The 22,014-nt window shown below is 37.1% G+C and carries 21 protein-coding genes, 1 tRNA gene and 1 pseudogene; 2 read left to right on the top strand and 21 right to left on the bottom strand.

Going from position 1 to position 22,014, the window contains the following annotated elements:
- Nucleotides 1-10 precede the first annotated feature (10 nt).
- From A5819_RS12490 to A5819_RS12440, 11 genes are all read right to left on the bottom strand, one after another.
- On the bottom strand, nt 11-1,423 hold the full coding sequence (locus A5819_RS12490; RefSeq protein WP_086279103.1) for a phage tail protein: 1,413 nt from the start codon (nt 1,421-1,423) through the stop codon (nt 11-13).
- Nucleotides 1,423-2,142: a hypothetical protein gene (locus tag A5819_RS12485; protein WP_086279102.1), complete on the bottom strand. Its 720-nt coding sequence runs from the start codon at nt 2,140-2,142 to the stop codon at nt 1,423-1,425. The genes A5819_RS12490 and A5819_RS12485 overlap by 1 nt, the downstream gene beginning before the upstream one ends.
- Nucleotides 2,142-5,069 (bottom strand): hypothetical protein, encoded by a 2,928-nt coding sequence (locus A5819_RS12480; protein WP_086279101.1) that lies wholly within the window; start codon nt 5,067-5,069, stop codon nt 2,142-2,144. The genes A5819_RS12485 and A5819_RS12480 overlap by 1 nt, the downstream gene beginning before the upstream one ends.
- A complete protein-coding gene (locus A5819_RS12475) occupies nt 5,053-5,373 on the bottom strand; it encodes a hypothetical protein (RefSeq protein WP_086279100.1) in 321 nt (106 codons plus the stop codon). The genes A5819_RS12480 and A5819_RS12475 overlap by 17 nt, the downstream gene beginning before the upstream one ends.
- A gap of 53 nt (nt 5,374-5,426) precedes the next feature.
- The gene (locus A5819_RS12470; RefSeq protein WP_086279099.1) at nt 5,427-5,834 is read right to left on the bottom strand and encodes a tail assembly chaperone; all 408 of its coding nucleotides are present in this window, start codon (nt 5,832-5,834) and stop codon (nt 5,427-5,429) included.
- Nucleotides 5,835-5,918: 84 nt separating this feature from the next.
- Entirely contained in the window at nt 5,919-6,479 is a 561-nt protein-coding gene (locus A5819_RS12465) for a phage major tail protein, TP901-1 family (RefSeq protein WP_254907268.1), read from the bottom strand.
- Nucleotides 6,480-6,610: 131 nt separating this feature from the next.
- Entirely contained in the window at nt 6,611-6,871 is a 261-nt protein-coding gene (locus A5819_RS12455) for a hypothetical protein (protein ID WP_139843300.1), read from the bottom strand.
- A gap of 231 nt (nt 6,872-7,102) precedes the next feature.
- Nucleotides 7,103-7,288 carry a hypothetical protein gene (locus A5819_RS12450; RefSeq protein WP_086279096.1) on the bottom strand — a complete coding sequence of 62 codons (186 nt, stop codon included), beginning with the start codon at nt 7,286-7,288 and terminating at the stop codon, nt 7,103-7,105.
- A gap of 321 nt (nt 7,289-7,609) precedes the next feature.
- Nucleotides 7,610-7,891: a MucBP domain-containing protein gene (locus A5819_RS19865; RefSeq protein WP_254907312.1), complete on the bottom strand. Its 282-nt coding sequence runs from the start codon at nt 7,889-7,891 to the stop codon at nt 7,610-7,612.
- Complete coding sequence (locus A5819_RS20115; RefSeq protein ID WP_369596907.1) at nt 7,795-8,889, bottom strand: MucBP domain-containing protein; 1,095 nt, start codon at nt 8,887-8,889, stop codon at nt 7,795-7,797. Before A5819_RS20115 ends, A5819_RS19865 begins: the two co-directional genes overlap by 97 nt.
- 194 nt (nt 8,890-9,083) lie before the next feature.
- Nucleotides 9,084-9,156 (bottom strand) — tRNA-Thr (locus A5819_RS12440).
- A 137-nt stretch (nt 9,157-9,293) separates the two neighbouring features.
- On the opposite strand from A5819_RS12440, the gene A5819_RS12435 reads away from it, so the two are divergent.
- On the top strand, nt 9,294-9,530 hold the full coding sequence (locus tag A5819_RS12435; RefSeq protein ID WP_086279095.1) for a hypothetical protein: 237 nt from the start codon (nt 9,294-9,296) through the stop codon (nt 9,528-9,530).
- A gap of 91 nt (nt 9,531-9,621) precedes the next feature.
- On the opposite strand, the gene upp is transcribed toward A5819_RS12435, so the two are convergent.
- The 8 genes from upp to A5819_RS12395 form a co-directional block, all read right to left on the bottom strand.
- On the bottom strand, nt 9,622-10,251 hold the full coding sequence (upp, locus tag A5819_RS12430; protein ID WP_086279094.1) for a uracil phosphoribosyltransferase: 630 nt from the start codon (nt 10,249-10,251) through the stop codon (nt 9,622-9,624).
- 79 nt (nt 10,252-10,330) lie between these two features.
- Entirely contained in the window at nt 10,331-11,569 is a 1,239-nt protein-coding gene (gene glyA / locus A5819_RS12425) for a serine hydroxymethyltransferase (RefSeq protein WP_086279093.1), read from the bottom strand.
- 55 nt (nt 11,570-11,624) lie between these two features.
- Entirely contained in the window at nt 11,625-12,662 is a 1,038-nt protein-coding gene (locus A5819_RS12420; protein ID WP_086279092.1) for an L-threonylcarbamoyladenylate synthase, read from the bottom strand.
- 19 nt (nt 12,663-12,681) lie between these two features.
- Complete coding sequence (gene prmC, locus A5819_RS12415; protein WP_086279091.1) at nt 12,682-13,515, bottom strand: peptide chain release factor N(5)-glutamine methyltransferase; 834 nt, start codon at nt 13,513-13,515, stop codon at nt 12,682-12,684.
- Complete coding sequence (gene prfA, locus A5819_RS12410) at nt 13,508-14,581, bottom strand: peptide chain release factor 1 (protein ID WP_086279090.1); 1,074 nt, start codon at nt 14,579-14,581, stop codon at nt 13,508-13,510. The genes prmC and prfA overlap by 8 nt, the downstream gene beginning before the upstream one ends.
- Nucleotides 14,582-14,639: 58 nt before the next feature.
- On the bottom strand, nt 14,640-15,236 hold the full coding sequence (locus A5819_RS12405; RefSeq protein WP_086279089.1) for a thymidine kinase: 597 nt from the start codon (nt 15,234-15,236) through the stop codon (nt 14,640-14,642).
- Nucleotides 15,237-15,457: 221 nt separating this feature from the next.
- Nucleotides 15,458-15,916, bottom strand: a complete 459-nt coding sequence (locus A5819_RS12400; RefSeq protein WP_086279088.1) for a GNAT family N-acetyltransferase — start codon at nt 15,914-15,916, stop codon at nt 15,458-15,460.
- A gap of 119 nt (nt 15,917-16,035) precedes the next feature.
- Nucleotides 16,036-17,553 carry a flavocytochrome c gene (locus tag A5819_RS12395; protein WP_086279087.1) on the bottom strand — a complete coding sequence of 506 codons (1,518 nt, stop codon included), beginning with the start codon at nt 17,551-17,553 and terminating at the stop codon, nt 16,036-16,038.
- 315 nt (nt 17,554-17,868) lie between these two features.
- Between A5819_RS12395 and A5819_RS12390 the strand changes: the two genes are divergently transcribed.
- Nucleotides 17,869-19,269, top strand: a complete 1,401-nt coding sequence (locus A5819_RS12390) for a TrkH family potassium uptake protein (RefSeq protein ID WP_086279086.1) — start codon at nt 17,869-17,871, stop codon at nt 19,267-19,269.
- 188 nt (nt 19,270-19,457) lie between these two features.
- On the opposite strand, the gene A5819_RS12385 is transcribed toward A5819_RS12390, so the two are convergent.
- Nucleotides 19,458-20,732 (bottom strand): NCS2 family permease, encoded by a 1,275-nt coding sequence (locus A5819_RS12385; RefSeq protein ID WP_086279085.1) that lies wholly within the window; start codon nt 20,730-20,732, stop codon nt 19,458-19,460.
- Between the two features lie 79 nt (nt 20,733-20,811).
- A pseudogene (locus A5819_RS12380) lies at nt 20,812-22,009 on the bottom strand (NupC/NupG family nucleoside CNT transporter).
- Nucleotides 22,010-22,014: the final 5 nt, after the last annotated feature.

Here is a 22,014-nt window from a genome sequence, read left to right as displayed (position 1 = left end):
TTCTATTCACCTACTTTTTCTGTAATTCTTTTATTATTGTAAAAAGTTCAGCTATTTTGATTTGCTGATCCGTTAAGGTCGTTGCTTGCGTTTGGAGCAACTCTTTTTGTTCCGCCAGTCCATTGATCTGCTCTTTCAATCCTGCTTGCTGCTCATTTAAGGTTCGCTCAAATTCTGGTAAAACCGCTGTCTGTTCTTTCAATTGTTGCGCTTGTACCTTTAAGTCATCGACCGTGCGACTGCTGGCACCCACATTGGTTTTGACCATTTCAATTGTTTGACGCATCCCTTGATATTCCAGTTGGTATTGGGAGAATGTTTTTTTCCCGCTGCCGATGGTTAATCTAATCTTTTGCGGATTCAAAATATCAATTTTTTTCTCAATGACTTGCAACGTCTCTTTCTCGTACAAATAAGGATTGGATACTGGATAAGAATTGCCTAGTGCAATGATTTCATAGCGTTTATCCAACAAGCCAAGCTCGATCACTTCAGCGGTCCAGGTGATCAGCATCAGGCGTTGATTATTCAAAAATTCCAGTCCACGACGTTTTAACATATTTTTGTCCTCTATATTAGGAAAGTCGACAATTGCTTGAATCACACCAAATTTTTTGACAAGAGTTGAATCTTCCAAAAAATTCTTTCCATTGTTAACACTTTCGATCGTTGTTTTAGGACGAAACTGACTGGTTGCAGACGTTGTTTCACCACTTACTTCCAAATCTTTCCCTACAGGTACAATTCTCGTTGCTAATTCGGAAATATCAATTTCACGGCTAGCACTCTTTAAATTACGAGCAATCTGTAATGGTGTTGTCGAAGTAGTACCAAACGTTGCCAAATAATCTAGATAAAGCTGCCCGTTTTTTTCTCGAAGAACTAAATATCCGCCGTAACGATCTAGTAATTGATTTTTTATGATATCAGCAGTTTTTCCGTAGTCTGAGCCTCGGTAAACTGCTTCAGAATCCGTTACAGTGACTGTGCCCAAATAGATCCTTTTATTTGCTTCTACTTGGCCATTATGTTCACTCAAAAGTTTTCCTAAAAAATCTCTAATAGACATTATTTTAGCTTTCATATATTGTTGCGTACTATCATATAGAAAGGCTTTTTGATCTTCACATAGAATTTTTTCGATAAAGTGACCTTGGCTGTTCATTGTATTGGAAATTTTGGCGACTCTTCCTTTAAATAGTTGACCATTCCGATCAGCAACAGTAACCAAATTGACGATAGGTTCTGTTTTTCTATATAGTGGATTATTGACATTGATGGAAAATTCAAAGGTACTGATCCCTAAACCCTCTAATGATAGTTCAAGGTCGCCTGAGTTGACTTTGTTCCCATAATTAGCTGGCTCATGTATGACAGTTCCTGATTTGTCTTGTGCATTTTTAAAGAGCGTTACACGATACATTACACCATCACCTCAGTTTCTGTAACAAAGCTAAGATGACCATTTCCGTGAATGGTAAGATAATTTTCACCACGTTGTAATTTGAAAAACAAATCTTGATTTTGTCCTTTTTGGATGTCTAATCGTTCACCTGCTCCAGTGATTAATTGCATTTTTCCAGTTGCAGTAATGGTTGGACTTGTCGCATTGACTCCTTCGTTGATCAATAAAATAGTTCTTTGCCCTTTCACAAAAAATCCAGTCCATTGATCGACTCCATCAACAAAATAATCCACATCAAATTCATCTGTATAACCAGCAGCATTTTTCAAAGCAAACGGATAACAATCGAAAGTTAAGGTTAAAGTCAATGAGTTTCGACTTTGATCGTCATCTGCAAATACACTCGTACACTTCCCTAGCCAGTGACAACCACCTAGCCAAGAATCAGTAATTGCTGAAGTTTTGTTTAACATCAATTGTTCTTTTGCCTCTTGTTCTAAACGTTTACGGTCTTCATAAAGCGTTAACGGTCGGTACAATTTTATTGTGAGTTTACGATTATCAAAAACACGTTCGCCTAATAACATTGAAAAATCATAAACCCCTTGCATAAAAGGAATCCCTTCAATAATTTCTTGTTCATCCGGACTAGGAGAATCGTGTTCTAAAATATAATAACCAGCTTCTTTACTATTGAAACGCCCCATCTCGATATATTCAGTTATTTCTATTGCCATTAACGATACCTCCCTGCATAACCAGCTTGATTACCTAAAAAGCCATCCATCTGGTTGCCGATTCCACCAACCAATGCGCCGCTTTCTAAGACTACTTTCATATTTTTGATTGTTTCAATCATTTCATGCATCTGATTTACCATGCTGTTTTGCACGTCATGTTCCACTTTTAGTGTTGCAGTAGGCATATTAGCATTTTTATCTGATACTGCATCTTGGATCTCTGTCACCATATTTCTAGCACTTGCTACTGCTACTGCTGTATCTTCTTCGATTCCAACTGCCACACCTTGTGCGATAAATTTACCAACAGTATCTCTAAATAGCCTTGAAGGTGATTTGATTTCAGCTTTCTTCTTAGCTTCTTCATTGACTGCACTTACTAGTTGGCGCATCGCCTCCACAGCAGCCCCTTGGCCTTCCCTAATTCCATTAGCGACGCCTGCCGCCATATTGAAACCAATCGAATAAAAATCGACTGAACCAGCTGCATTACCTGTAGTTACTGCAAGCACTCGTCCAGCATTACCAGCGTTACTAGCCTGTTGCGTAATGCCTCCCACATAAGCTCCTGCATTGCTAACACCAGAGGCTTTATGTTGCCCTTCACCTTGTTTTAAAGCATCCGATCCAGCTGTTGAAATAAGTCGACTTCCTGTTTGAACATCACTAATTTTAGAGGCTGAACCAGTATTCATTGAACTAATCAGCAAAGCTCCAACTTCAGTGGCATCCAGCTCTCCAGCTTTTAACCCTTCAATTAATTTATTTTTGCCGATATCACCTTGTAAAAATAATTCATTTGGTAAATTACTGATTCCTTCAATTGCATTTTGACTTAGCTGAGACCCAACTTGAGTCAGATCACCACTTTGTAAAGCAGTTAAAAGCGCATCGCTAGCGTCAAGTCCTCTACTTTGCAAAATCCCAGCCAGTACAGTCATTTGATCGTTGACATTATTGTTGGATTCAGCATATTTACTGACAATATTAGCTAACTCTAGCCCCGTCATTTCCCCCATACCTTTTAAACCGTTTGAAACAGTTTCAGCTTTTAATTGTTCGTTTTGCTGCAACATCGTTAACATGTCTGCACCTGCTAGAGCTTGCTGTTCTTTGGCTTGCTCATTGTGTAAGGTTAAGGCTGTTAGTTGCTGGTTTAGATTGGCTTTTTGAACTTCGTCCGAGGTTTCATTGACTTGTTGCTGTAACGCAGCAATTTCGGCTTCATTTGCTAACATTTGATCTTTGCGATTCTGATAAAGAGCCTGTGTTGCACTTATTGTCGCTTCTAGTTCTGTTGCACTAAGTTGCTGTCCTAAAGCTAGTTTTTCTTGGCTAGCTTCTATGATTAATTGCTGCTGCTCCATTAAACCTTCACGAACAGCATTATTTTGATCTTGTAGTGTTTTTCGCTGTTCTTCAGATAGCTCTTGCCCTTCTAACGTTTTATTTGTGAGCAACATTTCTTTGTTGGCATTGGCAATTGTCAACATTTCGCTAGCTCCTACACTAGCCTGAGTAATCATCATTGAATAGGCATTACTCTGGGCTGCAATTTGTTTCTCGCCTGTGAGTTCATCTGATTTGGCAAGTTCTTCACCGACTTTTTCTTTGATTGATTTCAGATTATCAGCATGTCGTCCCATAATTTGCTCAGCCGCTTCAAAACGGGTCGTGGATTGCTCCAAGCCTTCACCAGAAAAAGCTGTGATTGCAGCTTGTCCGACTTCTGAATACTTAGATTTCAAGTTATCGATCCTAGTACCAGCTTCATCTAAGCTTGTTTTATAAGCTTCGCCCATTTCTTTTACTTTGTCACCAGTGATAGTCGCTTCTTTCCCAAGTTCTTTGGTTGATTCTGTCAGTACACCTTTAACAGCTGAGTTTTCTCCTAGATTTTTAAAATCATCGACTATACCACTAATACTATCTTTGACCTTATTAAATTCTTCACCTGCACCAGAAAAATCACCTGATAATAATTTACCAACGCTTTTGCCTAGCGTTAACAGAGTCATAAAGCCATTAACAACGGACATTACTGTCACAACTAAAAATCTAAAGGCGTCTACCACGGCGGCGGCAGCCACCACTAACGTTTGAATTAGAAAAGCTCCGACTGGTTTTAATACCGCCATTAGTTGATTAAAAACGGGTGCTAAACTAGTGACTGAGCCTTTGATAACATTAAATGCCGATGAAACAAATCCTTGGATATTATTGAAATTTGACTTCCAAGCAACGGTCATTGCTACAACCGCTCCAATGATCAATGCTAAGCCAACACCTATTGGATTGCCTAATAAAAAAGCACTGAACGATTGAAAAGCACCCATCGCGCCTGTAACCATATTGGCAACTTGGCTTTGGAAAAAGGGTACGATCCCACCGGCATTTGCAATTGAAAGTTTGAATCCATTCATCCCAACCATTGCTGATTGCCTAAAACTTTTCATTGATGTTGAGACAGAAGTCACCATACCACCAAATAGCTCTGTCGTACTTGTGACCATTCCACTAATTTTGTCTTGGAAAAAGGGCACGATTCCACCAGATTCTTCAATTGCTGAGCGAAAATTAGACATCGCTGTTGTGGCAGTTGAATCCATAGTTGAAAAGTATTCAGACATCTTATTACCTGTATTAGTAATATTATTTAAAAACTCTCCACCAAGTGTCGTATTCAATGCAACTAAATAGTCTTTAACATTAACAAAAGCTTGCCCATATTTTTCATATTCTGATAAAACACTTGATACTAAACCACTTGAAACACTTAGTAAGTCCATGGCACCTGCAACGGTTCCTATAGCGTTTGCTAACTGAACACTCACTTGACTAGCTGATTGAGCTATTTTTGAAAACTCACTTAAGATTTCAGCTGCTTGCTTTAGCGAACTTGTTACCTCATTTGTTTCCTCCATCATTTACCTCCTTTCTCTTCTTTTTAGCCACAATTTCTTTTGCTTGTAAAAGCCGTTTACGCATTACATACAAACTTTCAGTATCCTCCTGTTTCGGTGTACTTTTTTGTTGAAGATCTGTTAAAATTCTTTGTTCATTTCTTTCGTAATCATAGATACTTTTCACATCTTTTATCGCAAAACGGCCTTTCTTTTCTGCTTTAAATAAACGATTCGCAAAAGCTGTCGCATAAACTCTTCGTTCTTTTTCATTTTCATTCAGTAAATAGGCTTTTGTTCGAAGCGAATATTCCCAAGGAGTCATTTGTTCAATTTCTTTTAGTGTGATCCCTGGAAAAAAACGAAAACAGCTGAGAACTATTTCGTCATAGCTTGCTCCAAACCGATTTTGGCTTGTGCTTCGACCGTTTTCATCATTTGCTCGATCGAGGTTTTGATCTTCAGCGTTCTTTTTTTCAATAATGGTGCTGATGTTAAGAACTCGATAAAATTTTCAAACAATGCGTCAACCTCGTCTGCTGTTTCTAAATAATGAATAATATCTTTTTCTTCCAACTCTCCATATGTGCTTAAACTAGCAATTAAAACTGTTTTTAATGCATTGGGATCACCATCGATTAAGCCACCGATCAGTAATGTCAAATTATCTACTTGCTCTGATTCTTTGGGAAGTGCATTGATGTCATTTAAAAATTTAAAGCCAAAAATCAATGGATATTTTTTCTCTGCAATCGTTACTACTGCTTTTACTGTTTTTTTTGCCATGGTATTTCCTCCAATATGTTTTTTAAACGATGAGAGACCAAACTGAAGTAGTCTCGTCTCTTATCGTTATCGTTGACCCATTTATTATTTTGCTGGTAGTTCAGGACTTGTTGTTTGTGGTTCATAAATTGCTTTAGGCTCTTCTGGTTTAGCATCCACTACAGTGTCATAGAAGAATGCTTTAGCTAGCTCATCATTTTCAGCATCTACTGTTGCTTCTCCATTGACTAATAAACCGTTTAGATTCAGCATGGTTGAGACAGATGCATTACTTTCAGCTTCAGCCGCATCCGGAAAATTACCTAAGATCCCTGTACCGTATTGCGCTTTGTACTTACGTTTTGCCCCTTCTACAGGATTATCAAAAAAGATACGCCAAACTTCGATCTCTTCCCCATTTTCATAGGCATATTCCAACATACTAAAAACATCTGTATTGGTTTTTAAAAATTCCATTTCGATGTTTGACTCAATACTACCGCCAGTTGCGACACTGCCGTCTTTCGTCGCTTGTGTTTCTACGTTTGTTTCGCGGTTATACGTATGACTCATTTCTAAAGCTAATAATCCCGCTTTTTTGTGGGCACGTTCCTTTAATAAACGAAACATTAATTTGACATTTTTACCATGAATTGCTTTTTCCATAATTGATTCTCTCCTCTTGATTGTCTTTTTGATAGATCATAATTGCTTTTCCAAATCTTTTTACGTGGATAAATGCTTGCACGTTTCCATGGCTTTTTATGTCTTCAATGCTTGGACGATAAAATAGTTTTTTATTTGAATAATGAGCTTTTTTGATTTCCAATAGACGCAATATAATTAACAATGGCTTGCGCATTTTTCTCAGTAATTGCCAAACTTTGATGTACGACACAATCCATAACATCTGCATCAAAAGGTAAACCATGTGTTAAAAATATCGACACTGCCCGTTTATAAGACGAAAGAGTTTTTTTATGTTGTTCAAAATCGGTTATCTCGGCTTTATTTTTTTTCTTCCAGCGTTCAAGCTTTTGTCTAACAATTCTATCCACATCAGTGTCAGTATATTTACATTCTTGCTTTTTTTCGATCAGGTTCCCCTCCAATCTTTGTGGTTACTACGTTTCTTATAATAGATCATTTTGTGATGTCGTTCCGTTCAAGTTACTCCCATTATTCTGTCATCATTCTGCCAACTGATTCCTTAACCAAATAAAAAAACAGGTCAGACAAAACTAAAATCGTTTTGTCTGACCTATTTGGTTAGATTTTGATTGCTCGGATTATTTTAGAACATCTAATACTTTTTCATACGCTTCAACTTGTGCATATAAACGTTGGATCTGCAATTCATTTTCAATATAATTGATCGAGTTTCCAAGATTTTCTTGACGCTTGTCTTCTAAACGTTCGACTGCTTTTTTTGCTTCATTAGCTAATTTGGTGATGTTATCAATTTTTTCTGACATGATGCATTCCTCCTATATACTTAGTTATATAACCAGTTTAGGCTCTTTTTTGTAAATATACAAAAATTACGCGTATCTTGTAGAAGAAATTTTGAATAATACCCGTGCTCTAACTAAGACTTTATTATTCTTGCCATTTCTTTCTATTGGTCCTTAATAAAACTGTAACAACACATCCGGCTAATAGACTTCCGATTACGGCTAAATTAGTTGAATTCCGATCATTCTCACCGGTACGTGGCAGTGTAGATGTCAGTGTTGGTGTAGAAGTTGGTGTCGTTAGTTTATCACTATTGCTAGTCTTATTACTGAAATTTCGTATTACATTTTTTCGTAAATATACGTAATAATTTGGTTCTCATCCATAAATACACCCTCAGGACGTCCAATTACCTTTTTAAAAGTATAGCCAACAATTTCTTTTTGCTCTGTCTTATAAAGTTCTCCAATTATTCCCGATTCAAAGATATCATCTGCTAACTTATTCCCAGTGCTATCTTCGTATTTTATAGTAATAGTTGAATTTTTTGGTGTTGTCTTTGTGTAGATATAGCTGACAGTCTGAGGTTCTTCTGTAAACAACCAACTCTTGTTTCCTTGCACTTCTTGAAAAACATATCCCTCAACTTCTTTTTTTCCGTGGTATATTGCTCTCCAAGCATTCCTGACAAGACAAGATCCTCTGTCAACTTATGACCGGTTGTATCTTGATAGTTTACTGTCACGTCTGCTACTTTTACTGAATCCTTACTATATACATAGGTTACGACTTGTTTTTGAGCGGTAAAATGCCCAATAGTATTTTGAGGCAAATTATCTTGATTTAGTGTATAGCCAGGGATTTCTACTCTATATTGCTCTGTGCCTCCATTATACTCCTCACCAATATTCCCTTCAATCACTTGAGGATCATGAATTTCCATTCCATTTTCGTCTTCATAAACAACTTCGACAGCTTCAGCTGAGATCGGAGTGTTCGTAAAGTTCACGCCTCTACCAAATCTCCAATCATTATATGTGCCATAGCCTCCCGAGTCATAACCACCACTAAAAGGGACTATGTCCCGACCTAAAGCACCATTTTCTAGAATCGTTGCTTTCTTTGGCGCCATAGTAAACGATATAAGCAAATCTGCATTCCAATTAGTCTCATCTTCTGGATGAACGATATTTTGAGTAAGCTCCATCTTGTACCCTAGTAAATCACTTAATTCGGGAAGTGTTTCGCTAAAATTAATGCCATCAGTTGTATAGGTTGGCTTGCCATTTCCCTTTGCAACGGTAGGGTAGGACGTAAATTGAAACCAAGAAATCCCTGTCGCATCTTGGTTAATAAATTTTGCTAAATATTTTGACATCGTGCCCTGATTTACAATTATTTCTTGTAGAAAGTAGACCGTCTTATTTTGATTTAAATCTATCATAGTTGGTTCAGAGAAAATATCGTGAAAAGCTTTTCCTACAATAACATAGTCGTTTCCATCATCTGACGTTTTTATTGCTGAACTAGAAGTATTTCCTTGAGCAAACACAGATGGTGAAGCTAGCAACAAAAATCCTAAAAATAAAAGTCCTGTATAGTAGTACAGTTTTTTCATCATTTATCCCTCATCTACGTTTTTTTACCAAAAGAATCGTAACACAGCATTACGGTCTAAGGTGTTTTTTTATATTCGTAGAATAAAAAATTAGAGCATTTTCAAAAACGACTTATTTTTTAGCTATATTTAGGGACAAAATAAAAAAGCCCGCCCCATCAACGACTAAAACATTGAGGAGTCAAGCTTTATCATTATGCCAGCTGCAGGGATCGAACCTGTGACCTATGCGTTACGAGTGCATTGCTCTACCAACTGAGCTAAGCTGGCAATATATTCAAAATTATAAGACTAAACCTACCTTTTGTAAAGGAAAAACGGTACCTTTTTTTAAATAAAAGTAGTTTTCTGAAATTTTTCTTCATTTATGGTATAATAAAATAAGTTAAGAAAGGAAGTTTTGTTGAATGTCTAATTTCGGTAACTTTAATCGTCCTGTTGAGCCTTCTTCAGAAGGGGATTTATTCACTGTTGATACTCAGGTCACTTTCTTGATGCATGGTCAGCTACAAACGGGAATTATCACAAAACAGTTAAATAATTCTGCTGTAGTGGAAATTGATGAGAATTCTGATAACACCGATTTAATGGTTAAAAGTAATGGTGTGATCGTCATCAATTACAAAAAACTTAAAAAAGTATAGATTTTTCCATCCATAATTACTGGATGGATTTTTTATTTTAGAAGAAAGAACGGGTAAAAACATCTTCCTGTTTTTACCCGTTCTTTTGCTATTACTTCGTTCCAAATAAACGGTCCCCAGCATCGCCCAAACCAGGAACAATATAACCATTTTCGTCTAATTTTTCATCTAACGCTGCAGTATAGATATCAATATCTGGATGAGCTTCTTGTAAAGCTTTGATCCCTTCAGGAGCGGCTACTAGACAAACGAATTTAATATTGCTGCCGCCGCGCGCTTTCAATGCATCAATCGCCATGATTGCTGATCCTCCAGTTGCTAACATTGGATCAACCACGAATAATTGACGTGCATCAATATCTTCAGGCATTTTTACAAAATACTCTACTGGCTCTAATGTATCATGATCACGGTATAAACCGATATGTCCAACTTTTGCGGCTGGAATCAATTCCAAAATACCATCTACCATTCCAATACCTGCGCGTAAAATCGGTACGATTGCAACCTTTTTACCAGATAATGTTTTTTGTGTTGTTTTACAGATTGGTGTCTCGATAACAACATCTTCTAAAGGCATATCTCTTGAAACTTCATAAGCCATAAGCATTGCAATCTCATTCACAACTTCACGAAAAACCTTTGTTCCACAATCCTTATCTCTAATGATTGTTAATTTGTGTTGGATCAGTGGATGATCAATAACTTGGAATTTTCCCATGCTCATTCTCCTTCAATAATTTATTCCTTCCTATTGTAAAACAAAATCGAGCGATTGACTAGTCAATCACTCGAAACTTTTACTTATAAAGTGGATATTTTTTTGTTAGCTCGCTAACAGCTGTCCGGACTTCTGTTAAAATTGCTTCATTTTCGTGGTCATTTAAGACTTTCACGATCAATTTCGCTACTTCTACACAATCATCTTCTTTAAATCCTCGTGTAGTGATTGCAGGTGTTCCAAGACGAATCCCACTTGTTTTGAATGGACTAAGTTGTTCAAATGGAATTGAATTTTTATTAGCCGTGATATTGACACTGTCTAAAATCGCTTCTGCTTCTTTACCATTTAACCCAAAACCACTCACATCGATCAATAATAAATGATTATCAGTAGAGCCACTCACTAAACGAGCCTCAGGTGTTTGATTGAAAACCTTTGTCATCGCTTTAGCATTTTCAATAACTTGTTCACTGTATTCTTTAAACGTAATATCTAATGCTTCTTTAAACGCAACTGCTTTACCAGCAATTACATGTTCTAATGGTCCGCCCTGAATACCAGGGAATATATTGCTATTGATTTTTTTCGCTAGCTCTTCGTCATTTGTTAAAATAAGGCCGCCACGTGGTCCGCGTAATGTTTTATGTGTCGTAGATGTCGTGATATCAGCATATGGTACTGGATTAGGATGTAAACCAGCAGCTACAAGACCTGCAATATGTGCCATATCTACCATTAATTTAGCGCCAACCTCATCTGCGATTTCACGGAATTTGGCAAAATCGATTGTCCGAGAATATGCACTAGCCCCAGCAACGATCAGCTTTGGTTGATGTTCGCGCGCTAAAATACGTACAACATTATAATCAATCACTTCAGTGGTTGGATCAACACCATAACTAACAAAATTATATGTTTTACCACTAAAATTAACTGGTGAACCATGAGTTAAATGTCCTCCCGCAGACAAATCCATCCCTAAAACGGTATCTCCTGGTTCGATCAACGAAAGATAAGCAGCCGAATTGGCTTGTGAACCTGAGTGCGGCTGAACATTAGCAAATTTTGCCCCGAATAATAATTTGGCACGATCGATTGCTAAATTTTCAATGATATCGATAAACTCGCAACCACCATAGTAACGTTTGCCTGGATAGCCTTCAGCATACTTATTAGTAAGAATACTTCCCTGTGCTGCCATAACTCCTTTAGAAACAACGTTTTCCGATGCAATCAGCTCTAAGTTATTTTCTTGACGGTCGTTCTCTTTGGCAATTGCATCCCATAAATCAGAATCAAATGTTTTATAATCCATTAAACAAGCCTCCATTTCATTTGTTTGTATCGATTGTATCATAATTAAATGCTCTCTACTTGAAAATCGAATCTTTTTTTAAAATATTTTGATTTGCTGCCTTTTTTAATCGGTTCATATAGGCAATTCCCAACTCTGATTCAGGAAAAGCTTGAGCAAAAATCACATCTATCGCTTGTTCGTCTAAACTTCTAAGTCCAGCAAACAACAATTTAGTCGCCTGTTCAACTGAATGCTCGCCAAAAGAAAAGACTGCCTCAACTTCAGCTGAAAATGTTGCCGTTATTTGCTCATCTGCAAATAACCCGATCCGCTGATTGTTATTTTTGGCCCAAGTGATGGCCTTTTTAAACACCTTCTGATCACCGTCTACGATCCACACAGGTACATCTGGAGAATAATGCTTATACTTCATTCCCGGCGCTTTAGGTGCTTCTTTTTCGCTAATTAAGTGCTGATCGATCATTACCTGACCAATAACTTGTTCTAAACGTTCTTTCGTGATTGCACCAGGCCTTAATATTACTGGAACACCATTTTTCGCAGTTAAATCTAATACCGTTGACTCCACACCGATTTGTGTTGGGCCATCATCGACTATACCAGCTATTTTCCCTTGAAGATCATGATAAACATGCTGAGCTGTCGTCGGACTAGGTTTACCAGAAGTATTGGCACTGGGTCCAACTAACGGCACTCCTGCGCTTTTGATCAACTTCAATGTTTCAGCATTATTGGGCATCCGAAAAGCAACGGTCTTCAACCCACCAGTTACAGTAGTAGAAAAAGCATTTGGTTTTACATTAAAAATCAACGTCAATGGCCCCGGCCAAAAAGTATCAACTAACGCTTTAGTCTGCACTGGAAAATCTGCTACATATTGTTTGACCATTTCAAAATCACTTACGTGAACGATTAGTGGGTTATCACTAGGACGTCCTTTAACAGCATATACTTGCTTTACCGCAGCTTCATTCAATGCATTTGCACCCAGTCCATAGACTGTTTCAGTGGGAAAAGCGATCAATTCACCTTGGCGAATGAGTGTTGCCGCTTGCTCAAGTTCATCTGCTGTAAATTGTTTTGTTTTCACTTGCTGATCCCTCCTCTTTTTATGAAACGATGATCATTCGATCATTTCCAGATAAGTCTTGAGCAATATCTACTTGCTTGTGCGCAAAGGCTTGCTGAAATAACTGTTTAACAGCTTGCCCTTGCTGAAAACCGATTTCTAAATAGATTTTACCATTTGGATTTAGCCAATCTTTTGCTTCCTCAGCTAACTGTTGATAAATCGCTAAACCGTCGTTTTCCGCAAACAATGCCGTTTTTGGTTCAAAGGTCCGAACACTTTTATCCATCAAATCCCATTCGGCATTACTGATATAGGGAGGGTTTGAAATCAAGATATCGATTTTGGTCCCTTTGATTGGTTTTAGTCCATCACCATGAATAAAATCAACTGTAGCTCCCAAACGTGCTGCATTTTGTTCTGCTATTTTTAGTGCTTCCTTAGAAATATCGATTGCTGTTACCTGCCAATCAGGTCGAGCCAATTTTAAACTGATTCCAATTGCGCCCGTTCCAGTTCCAACATCCACAACAATTAACGGCTGATTGAGATTTTCCTTTAGACAACGATCAACTAGTTCTTCTGTTTCAGGTCTAGGAATCAAGGTATGCTCATTCACTAAAAACCGGTGCTCGAAAAAATCACTATAGCCTAACAAATATTGTGGCGGATAATTCTGCCCAAGTTGCTTTAAATCTTCCGCAATTTGCTGTTCCTCTTCTGGTGAGATTTCTTCTTTTAAATGAAGTAACCAATCCGTTTTAGTCCAACCTTTTCTTTCAAGAAAGACAAAGAGAATACTGTATCCTTCTATCCCTTGTTTTTCTAAAAAAGAAAAAGCCCGTTCAAGGACTTCAAAATAACGGTTACCCATTTTGCATCTCTTCTAATTTTGATGTTTGATCGTATAAAACTAAAGCATCAACGATTTCATCTAATTTCCCAGCTAAAATTTGATCTAATTTTTGGATTGTTAACCCAATACGGTGATCCGTCACACGATTTTGTGGGAAGTTATAGGTACGGATTCGTTCTGAACGGTCTCCAGTTCCTACAGCAGATTTACGATTTGCATCATATTCGCTTTGCGCTTCTTGTTGCATTTGGTCATAGACTCTGGCACGTAAAATTTTCATAGCTTTCTCACGGTTTTTGATTTGAGAACGTTCATCTTGCATTGCAACCGCAATCCCTGTTGGAATGTGAGTCAAACGTACAGCAGAAGCAGTTTTATTGACATGCTGACCACCAGCACCACTCGCATGGTAAATATCTGTACGGATATCTTTATCGGCTAAATCTAATTCTACTTCTTCCGCTTCCGGTAAAACAACAACTGTTGCAGTTGAGGTATGGATCCGACCTTGAGATTCTGTTGAAGGGACACGTTGAACACGATGTGCACCACTTTCGTATTTTAATTTAGAGAAGACATTGTCTCCAGAAATCATCATGATTACTTCTTTATAGCCACCGATCCCCGTAATATTGGCCTCCATAACATCTGTCTTCCACCCTTGGGATTCTGCATACTTTTGATACATACCGAATAAGTCACCAGCAAATAAAGCTGCTTCATCGCCACCTGCGGCACCACGGATTTCCATGATGATATTTTTGTCATCATTTGGATCTGTCGGCAATAGTAGTATTTTAATACGTTCTTCCAGCACTTCTTTTTCTTTTTTTAGTTCTGAAAGTTCTTCTTTCGCCATTTCAGCCATCTCAGCATCTAGTTTTTCACCTAATAATTCTTCTGTATCGCTGATCCCTTCGACGACTTGTTTATAACGGCGATAAACATCGACAGTTTCACGAGTGTTTGCTTCTTCTTTTGATAATTGCATAAAGCGTTTCGTATCACTGATGACTGCAGGATCGCTTAATAATTCGCCCAGCTCTTCATAGCGATCTTCAATTGATTGTAACTGATCGTACATAGTTAGTTGCTCCTTTTATAGTTAAGTAATAAGTCTATTTTATTTTTCATTTTTTACTTTATTCATTGTTTGTTACTTGTTCACCATCGATTGGTGGATGGAAATAGTGATTACGGCATACAGGATAATAGGCTTCATTACCGCCGATTTGCACTTGAGTCCCTTCATATACTGGTTGACCATCAATATAGTGTAAATTCATTGTTGCTTTCTTGTGGCAGAACCAGCAAATCGTTTTTAGCTCTTCTAGTTTGTCTGCATACAGCATCAAATATTTTGAACCTTCAAATAGTTCATTCCGAAAATCATTTTTCAAGCCAAACGCCATGACTGGAATATTCAATTCATCCACCACGCGAGCAAATTCGATCACATGTTGTTTTCCTAAAAATTGAGATTCATCAACCAAAATACAATAGGGTTTATAATCTAGCTCTTGGATCACTTGATAAACGTTTGTTTCTTTAAAAATCGGGATTGCTTCTCTTCTAAGTCCGATACGACTTGAAACGACACCAACGCCATCTCTAGTATCCAGTCCGCTTGTCATAATCACAACAGGTTTGTCCTGTTCTTCATAGTTATGTGCTACTTTTAAGATCTCAATGGTTTTCCCACTGTTCATTGCGCCATATTTAAAAAATAATTGTGCCATTCCTTTGTCGTCACCTCTCGTGTAGTTTCTCTCGTATTTTACTATATTTTTGATAAAAAAGCAGTATTTTTGAAAAATTGCTTTCTTAGTTTTTGAAAAGAAACCATATCTGTAAACGAAAATAGCAAAGAAAAACTGCTTCTTTACTTAACCGCTATCGTTAATTTTCACTATCAACATTTAAGAAATAGGTTATGCCTATAGAATCATCTACTATTTACTTATAATTTGCGCCTATACATCCTAGTCTTTGTGAGTTCTCCATCACCTTGAACCATACATATAAATTCCCAACCATACCTTTCGTAAAATGTAGAATGATCCGTTATAAGGTAAAGATAATCGTTGCCTTTGTTTTTGAAATCATCGCAAACGAATTGAAGCATGTTTCCTGCTAGCCCTTGATTTCTATAAGAATCTTCAACGTAGACAGCACATATGTTAGGTGTTAAACCTTTTCGATCATGAAAATCATTTTCTATGACTCCGATACCTGCTACAATTTTTTTGTCATCACAAACAATATACCATTGGGGAACAGAAGTATTTGAATTTATGCATTCTTCCATGCTTTGAATGTAAGCTTCAATTGGTATCTTCCATTTTTGATGAAACCATTCAGCCGCTTCTGGTAGAAACTTAGGATGCTCTTTTATTTTTACTATTGTAAATTCTTTCATTTTTTCTCCGAATTCTGATTTTATTTATAGTATAGCGTTATTTATACACTCTCACAATCACTAATAAAAAAACTGACAGATACACATAAGTGTTATATCTGTCAGCTTAATCAAACTATTTATTTTTGTGCTGAAGCAAAGCTCGCTGCTTCTGTTCCTGATTGACGACCAAAGATGATAATATCCGCTACAGCGTTTCCGCCGATACGGTTTGCACCATGTAGTCCACCAGTTACTTCACCAGCAGCATACAAACCTTTGATTGGTGCGCCATCTTCTTTCAATACTTCTGTTTTCGTATTGATTTTCACACCACCCATTGTATGATGGATTCCTGGTGCGATTTTGATTGCGTAATAAGGTCCAGTTGATAAATCATGATCCATACCTGTTGCACGATTATATTGAGTATCAGATTTTGCTTGGACCTCTTTGTTCCATTGCTCAATTGTTTCTTTTAATTTTGCTTCAGGCATATCGATTTTTTTCGCTAGTTCTTCAATCGTTTCACCTTCTACAACAAAGCCTTGTTCATCATAAAAATCAATCGCTTTGGCACGCTCACGAACACCTTGATCGAACACTAAGTATGCTGATTTTTCTGGTAATGCAGTGATTGCAGCGGAAACTTTATCACGAGTATCCATCTCATTAACAAAACGTGTTCCCTCTTGCGAAGCTAAAATAGCTCCTTCACCACGAACAACTTCGCCGATCAAGAATGATTTATCTTGCTGAACAGTTGGATGAATTTGGATTTCTTTCATATCAACTGTGGCACCACCAAGTTTTTCAATCATCTTGATCCCGTCACCTGTTGTTCCTTCTTGATTTGTTGTTACGTAATCTTTTAATTTTGGATCATATTTTTCTAGCATTTCTTTGTTAGCACCAAACCCACCAGTTGTTACGATTACAGCATTTGATTTGATTTCTTTGGTTTCTTTATCGTTCAGTTTAACTTTGACACCATTGACTTGTCCGTCTTTTTCGGTGATTTCAGTTACGTTGGCATTCACAAAAAGTGGAATTTTTTCTTCTTTAACATTGCGAACTAGTCCGTCTACCAGATAACCGCCAATTGCTGATCCGTCAGCTGGACGATGAGTACGTTTTTCGCTCATACCGCCTGTGATCGTCAAGTTGCTTAGCTCGATCCCTTTTGTATCTAACCAATCGATCGCATCTGCTGAATGGTCTACGAAAAAGCGTAATAGTTCTTTATCATTCGTGCCTTTTCCGCCTTTTAAGGTTTCTTCAAAGAATTTATCGTTACTGTCTGTGATGCCTTCTTCTTTTTGGTATTTTGTCTCAGAAGCGTTCATACCTGATGATGATTTGATCGTGTTTCCACCAGCAACAGGCATTTTTTCTAGTATAGCCGGATTCATTCCTGCTTCTTTTGCTTGCAGTGCTGCCGTCATTCCAGCACCACCTGCGCCGATGATCACGATATCGTATTGGTCTTCTAATTCACTTAAATCTGTATAGCCATTGGCTGAAGCACCAGAAGTTACTTCTGTGCTTTCTTTTGATTCTTTACTTTTCTTAGCTGTTTTGTCTTGATCACTCGTACACCCTACAGCGATTCCTGCAAATAAGCTTAATGATACTAAACTCATGATAACTTTTTTCATTTTTTCCCCACCTCAGTAATTTTTATCCATACAATCCTGATTACACAATTTTTTAAACTCCTTCACACAAATGTGATTCTATTCACATTCGATAAAAGCGTAAATACCAGAAAAAAAATTGATTTCACTCCTTTTTAAAAAGAATCAACATATGAATGTTACTTCTCTCACAATTAAAATAACATGTTCTGATTAATTTGTGCAATATTCTGGCTTTTTTTAATCAATTTCTTATTTCTTCTAAGTATTTATTCTTTGTTTGCCCATCATTTATTTTCTGCTATACTTGTTTTAACGATGTTCAGGAGGTCCATTATGAATCGATTTCGGCTTTTATGGCTGGCGCAACGCAAGGGAAGGCGTTTTATTTCTACTCATTTTTCATCTATTCAGATAATTGTTTCTTATTATATTATTATGACAGTCGTTTCTTATTTATTATTTTGTTTACCGTTTTTTAGAGAACCAAATTCTCATGTTCGTTTTATTGATATGCTTTTTATGGCGATCAGTACCGTTAGTGTTACTGGTTTGTCTACCTTCGATATTAATTCTGTTTTTAATGATCGTGGCGTGATCTTACTCGAAGTCCTCTTTCAGATCGGTGGTTTAGGGATCATGATGATTTCTACAGCCTTTATCATTCTATCCAAACGGAGGATTTCTTTAAAACAGCGACAATTGATCATGACCGATATGAATCAGCCAAAACTGAGTGGAATCGTTCGTTTGATTCGGATCACATTTACAATCATTTTATGGTTTCAGGTGATTTTTGGAACATTTTTCTCAATTTATTTCTATTTTTCAGGCTATTATAAAACCTGGTCAAAAGCAATTTTCTTTGGATTTTATCAGTCGATCTCAGCTGTGACCAACTCTGGATTTGATGTGACTGGTGATTCGATTATTCCGTTTGCCCACGATTATCTTTTTTTACTCGTGATCATGTTCTTGATTTTTGTCGGTGGGATTGGGTTTCCAGTATTGATGGAATTTCGTGAATGGCTTTTCTTTAAAAAGAAAAAACGCGGTCTCCCTTTCCGCTTCTCGTTATTTAGCAAAATTGCCGTTTTAGCCTTTGTGATTTTATTTGTCGGTGGAACGATTTTGATTTATTTATTGGAGAAAGATCATTTATTTGTCGGAATGGGTGAGATTCAGCGATGGATTACTTCGATGTTCTATTCTATGACTACACGAAATGCAGGCTTGCAGATCAATGATTTAGGCGACTTTCAGGTAACAACCTTAATTGTTTTTTCTCTATTGATGTTCATTGGCTGTAGTCCTAGTTCTGTCGGTGGGGGTATCCGAACAACAACCGTTGCTATCATTGGCTTATATTTATATGCCTTTTTAAAGAGCGAAGATAAGATCAATGTTTTTGGTCGGCGGATCGATGATGATGATGTAAAAAAATCAATCGTTGTTTTTATGCTTTCCTTGATCATGTGTTTCTTTGCTGTTTTATTTTTAACAGCAACCGAAGACCATCCACTGATCGCCATTATTGTGGAAGTGGCTTCAGCTTTTGGTACAACTGGTTTGTCTTTAGGTATCACTTCGGATTTAACAACTGTTGGTAAGCTAATGATTGCACTATTGATGTTTATTGGGCGTATTGGTATGTTGTATACTTTAATGTTGTTTGTACCAAAAGAAACTCGGGATATTGGGTATGAGTATCCTTCTGAAAAAATTATTATTGGATAAAAAACTTGGGTGTGGGACAAAAGTAAAAAGCACTTTTATTTCACACCCTAAATGCGAATAAACGGTGGGAGCAGAAGCAACCCCTTTGGAAATAAGCTGAAATTCACAAAAATTTGAAGAGCAATTTTCGTGAATTCCCTCCTATTTCTCGGGGTTAAACACTTCTGTCACAGCCTCAAGTTTCTAGTTTAGATTAATACATTAACAATCAAATACATCAAGAATAAACCTGAAATCAGCCACATTGGCAATGAAAGTTCTGATTTTTTACCAGCAACCCATTTTGTTAAAGGATACGCAACAAACCCAAAGGCCATTCCGTCAGAAATGTTCATCGTAAAGGGAATCAAGACAATCATCAACATCGCTGGAAAATAATCACTAAAATCGTCAAAATGCAGTGTTTTGATTTGTTGAATCATCAAGAACCCCGTTATAATGATTGCCGGCGCCAGTGCTGAGTCAGGAATATAAGAAAGAAATGGTAACGCTAATAATGCTAAGAAGAAACAAACACCACTGGTAATTGACGTGATTCCAGTTTTACCACCTTCTTCGATCCCAGTAGCACTTTCCGCCGCCGCTACAGTTGGACTTGTGCCAAAGATACCAGATAACAGTGTAATAAATCCTGTCACACGATACGCTCGTAAATATTTTTTTTCGTCGGCTTCAGGCATCAAGCCTTTCAGTAATCCCATCGATTCAAAGATCAAAATCATTGATAAAGCAAACACGCCTAGTAAAAAGCTTTTAGAAAAGAATGTGCTAAAATCTAACTTTGAAAAAATTTGAGTATAACTCTTTAAACAACTCAATGAAAAATGCTCGGTTGAATTCACTAAACCCATGAGATTGGCAATGATCGTCACCACAACAATCCCAATGAAAAAACTACCTTGAATCCCTTTTAAAAAAAGACAAACAGTTAAAACCAACGAAAACAAGGTTAGTAATGTCAAACTATCACTTAATGACGCTAATTGAGTAAATGTATGTTCACCTCGAACAATAAGATGCCCTTTTTCTAACCCAATCAGCACCAGAAAAAAACCAATCCCCACAGTAATCCCAGTTTTTAACGTTTCAGGAACAACTTCTGCAAACAGCTTGCTTAACTTCGTGAAAGCCACCAGTAGATAGACGATACCAGCACAAAAACTAACGGCTAGAGCTTGTTGCCAAGTCAAGCCTAAAGACAGAACCAAGGTGTAGGTAAAGAAAGAATTCACACCCATTCCCGTTGTTAAAACGATTGGTGCATCTGCAATGAATCCCATCAAAATCGATCCGATAATCGAAATAAAGATCGTCCCAAAGACTGTCAATTCTTTTGGCATACCTGCCTCTGCTAATATCACTGTATTTACCATTATGATGTAAGAAATGGCGAAAAATGACGTTGTTCCAGCCAAAATTTCACGTTTTAGGTCTGCTTTGCTAAGTTTTTTCCATTGAAACATATAAACTCTCCTTATTATTCAGATTCACATGCAAGTACGATTTTTTTTTATCATACTATTTCTAATCAACAAAACACTGTTACCAACTAAACAAACCGACCATACCTGCACTTAATAATGACACTAACACTCTTGATAATAACATATAAGGAACATTTTTTGATACTTCATCTGAAACCTCTTTCTTTAAGATACCATTTAGACACCCTAAAATCATAACTATCGTAGAAAAATTCGCAAATGACACTAAAAATGTGCTTAATACAGCAGCCATATGTTTGCTTAAAGATGCTTACTGCGGATTCAATTCCCCCATTGCTACAAACTCATTTGTAACTAATTTTGTCCCCATAAATTGAGCTGCTTCAAAGGCTTCGTCCAAAGGTAAACCTAAAATAAATGCAAAGGGCGTCATAAACACTCCTAAAATTTTACTTAAAGATAGACCTCCTGGAAATAGAGCTGAAACTTTATCAATCAACGCTGCTAAAGCCACGAATGAAATAATCATCGCTTTAATGATCAAAATCAGTTTCCCTGCTTCCAAAATAGAATTCCTAAAATGAGAAAAATGGTTCACGATCTGTTTTTTCGATTTTATAAATCGTATCTTCTTCTTCTGTAATCGTGACTGGATTTAAGACACTTGTTACGATCATTGCATTGATAATATTTAGCGGAATAGCGGTCAACACAAATTGGGCTGGCAACATTTGAAGATAGACAACAATCACCGCTGCAGAGACACAGCTCATCGACATCATTGAGATTGTCAGAATTCGCGCACTTTTCAACCGTTTTAATTGACCACTAGAAACGGCTAAAGCTTCTGTGTTTCCTAAAAACATCATCTCAACTGCAAAGAAAGATTCAAATTTTGGTTGTCCTGTCAGTTTAGACAATCCTTTTCCTAGCCATTTAATGATAAATGGCAGGACCCCAATATACGTTAAAATATCAAATAGGGGCACCACTAATAAAATCGGCATCAAGGCGCTAACAACAACATCCATATTTTTGACATTCACCATACTAGAGAAAGCAAAACCGATACCAGAAAATGAGGTTTCGATCAATCAATTAAAACCATCAGCGACTTTTTCAATGGCAAAACGTCCAGCCGAAAATGAGGTCAAAAACTAGGCTAGAAAAATATTTAGCAACACTAACACAATAATAGACCGCCAATAAATTGTTTTGCGATCTTTTGAAAATAACCAAGCAATCCCCATAAATAGTAATACACCAAGTATATTGATCAATAAATATATTGTCATCTTCT

The organism is Enterococcus sp. 7E2_DIV0204 (assembly GCF_002140855.1).
Taxonomy (GTDB): Bacteria; Bacillota; Bacilli; order Lactobacillales; family Enterococcaceae; genus Enterococcus_L; species Enterococcus_L lemimoniae.
This window is presented reverse-complemented; position numbering and strand designations above follow the sequence as displayed.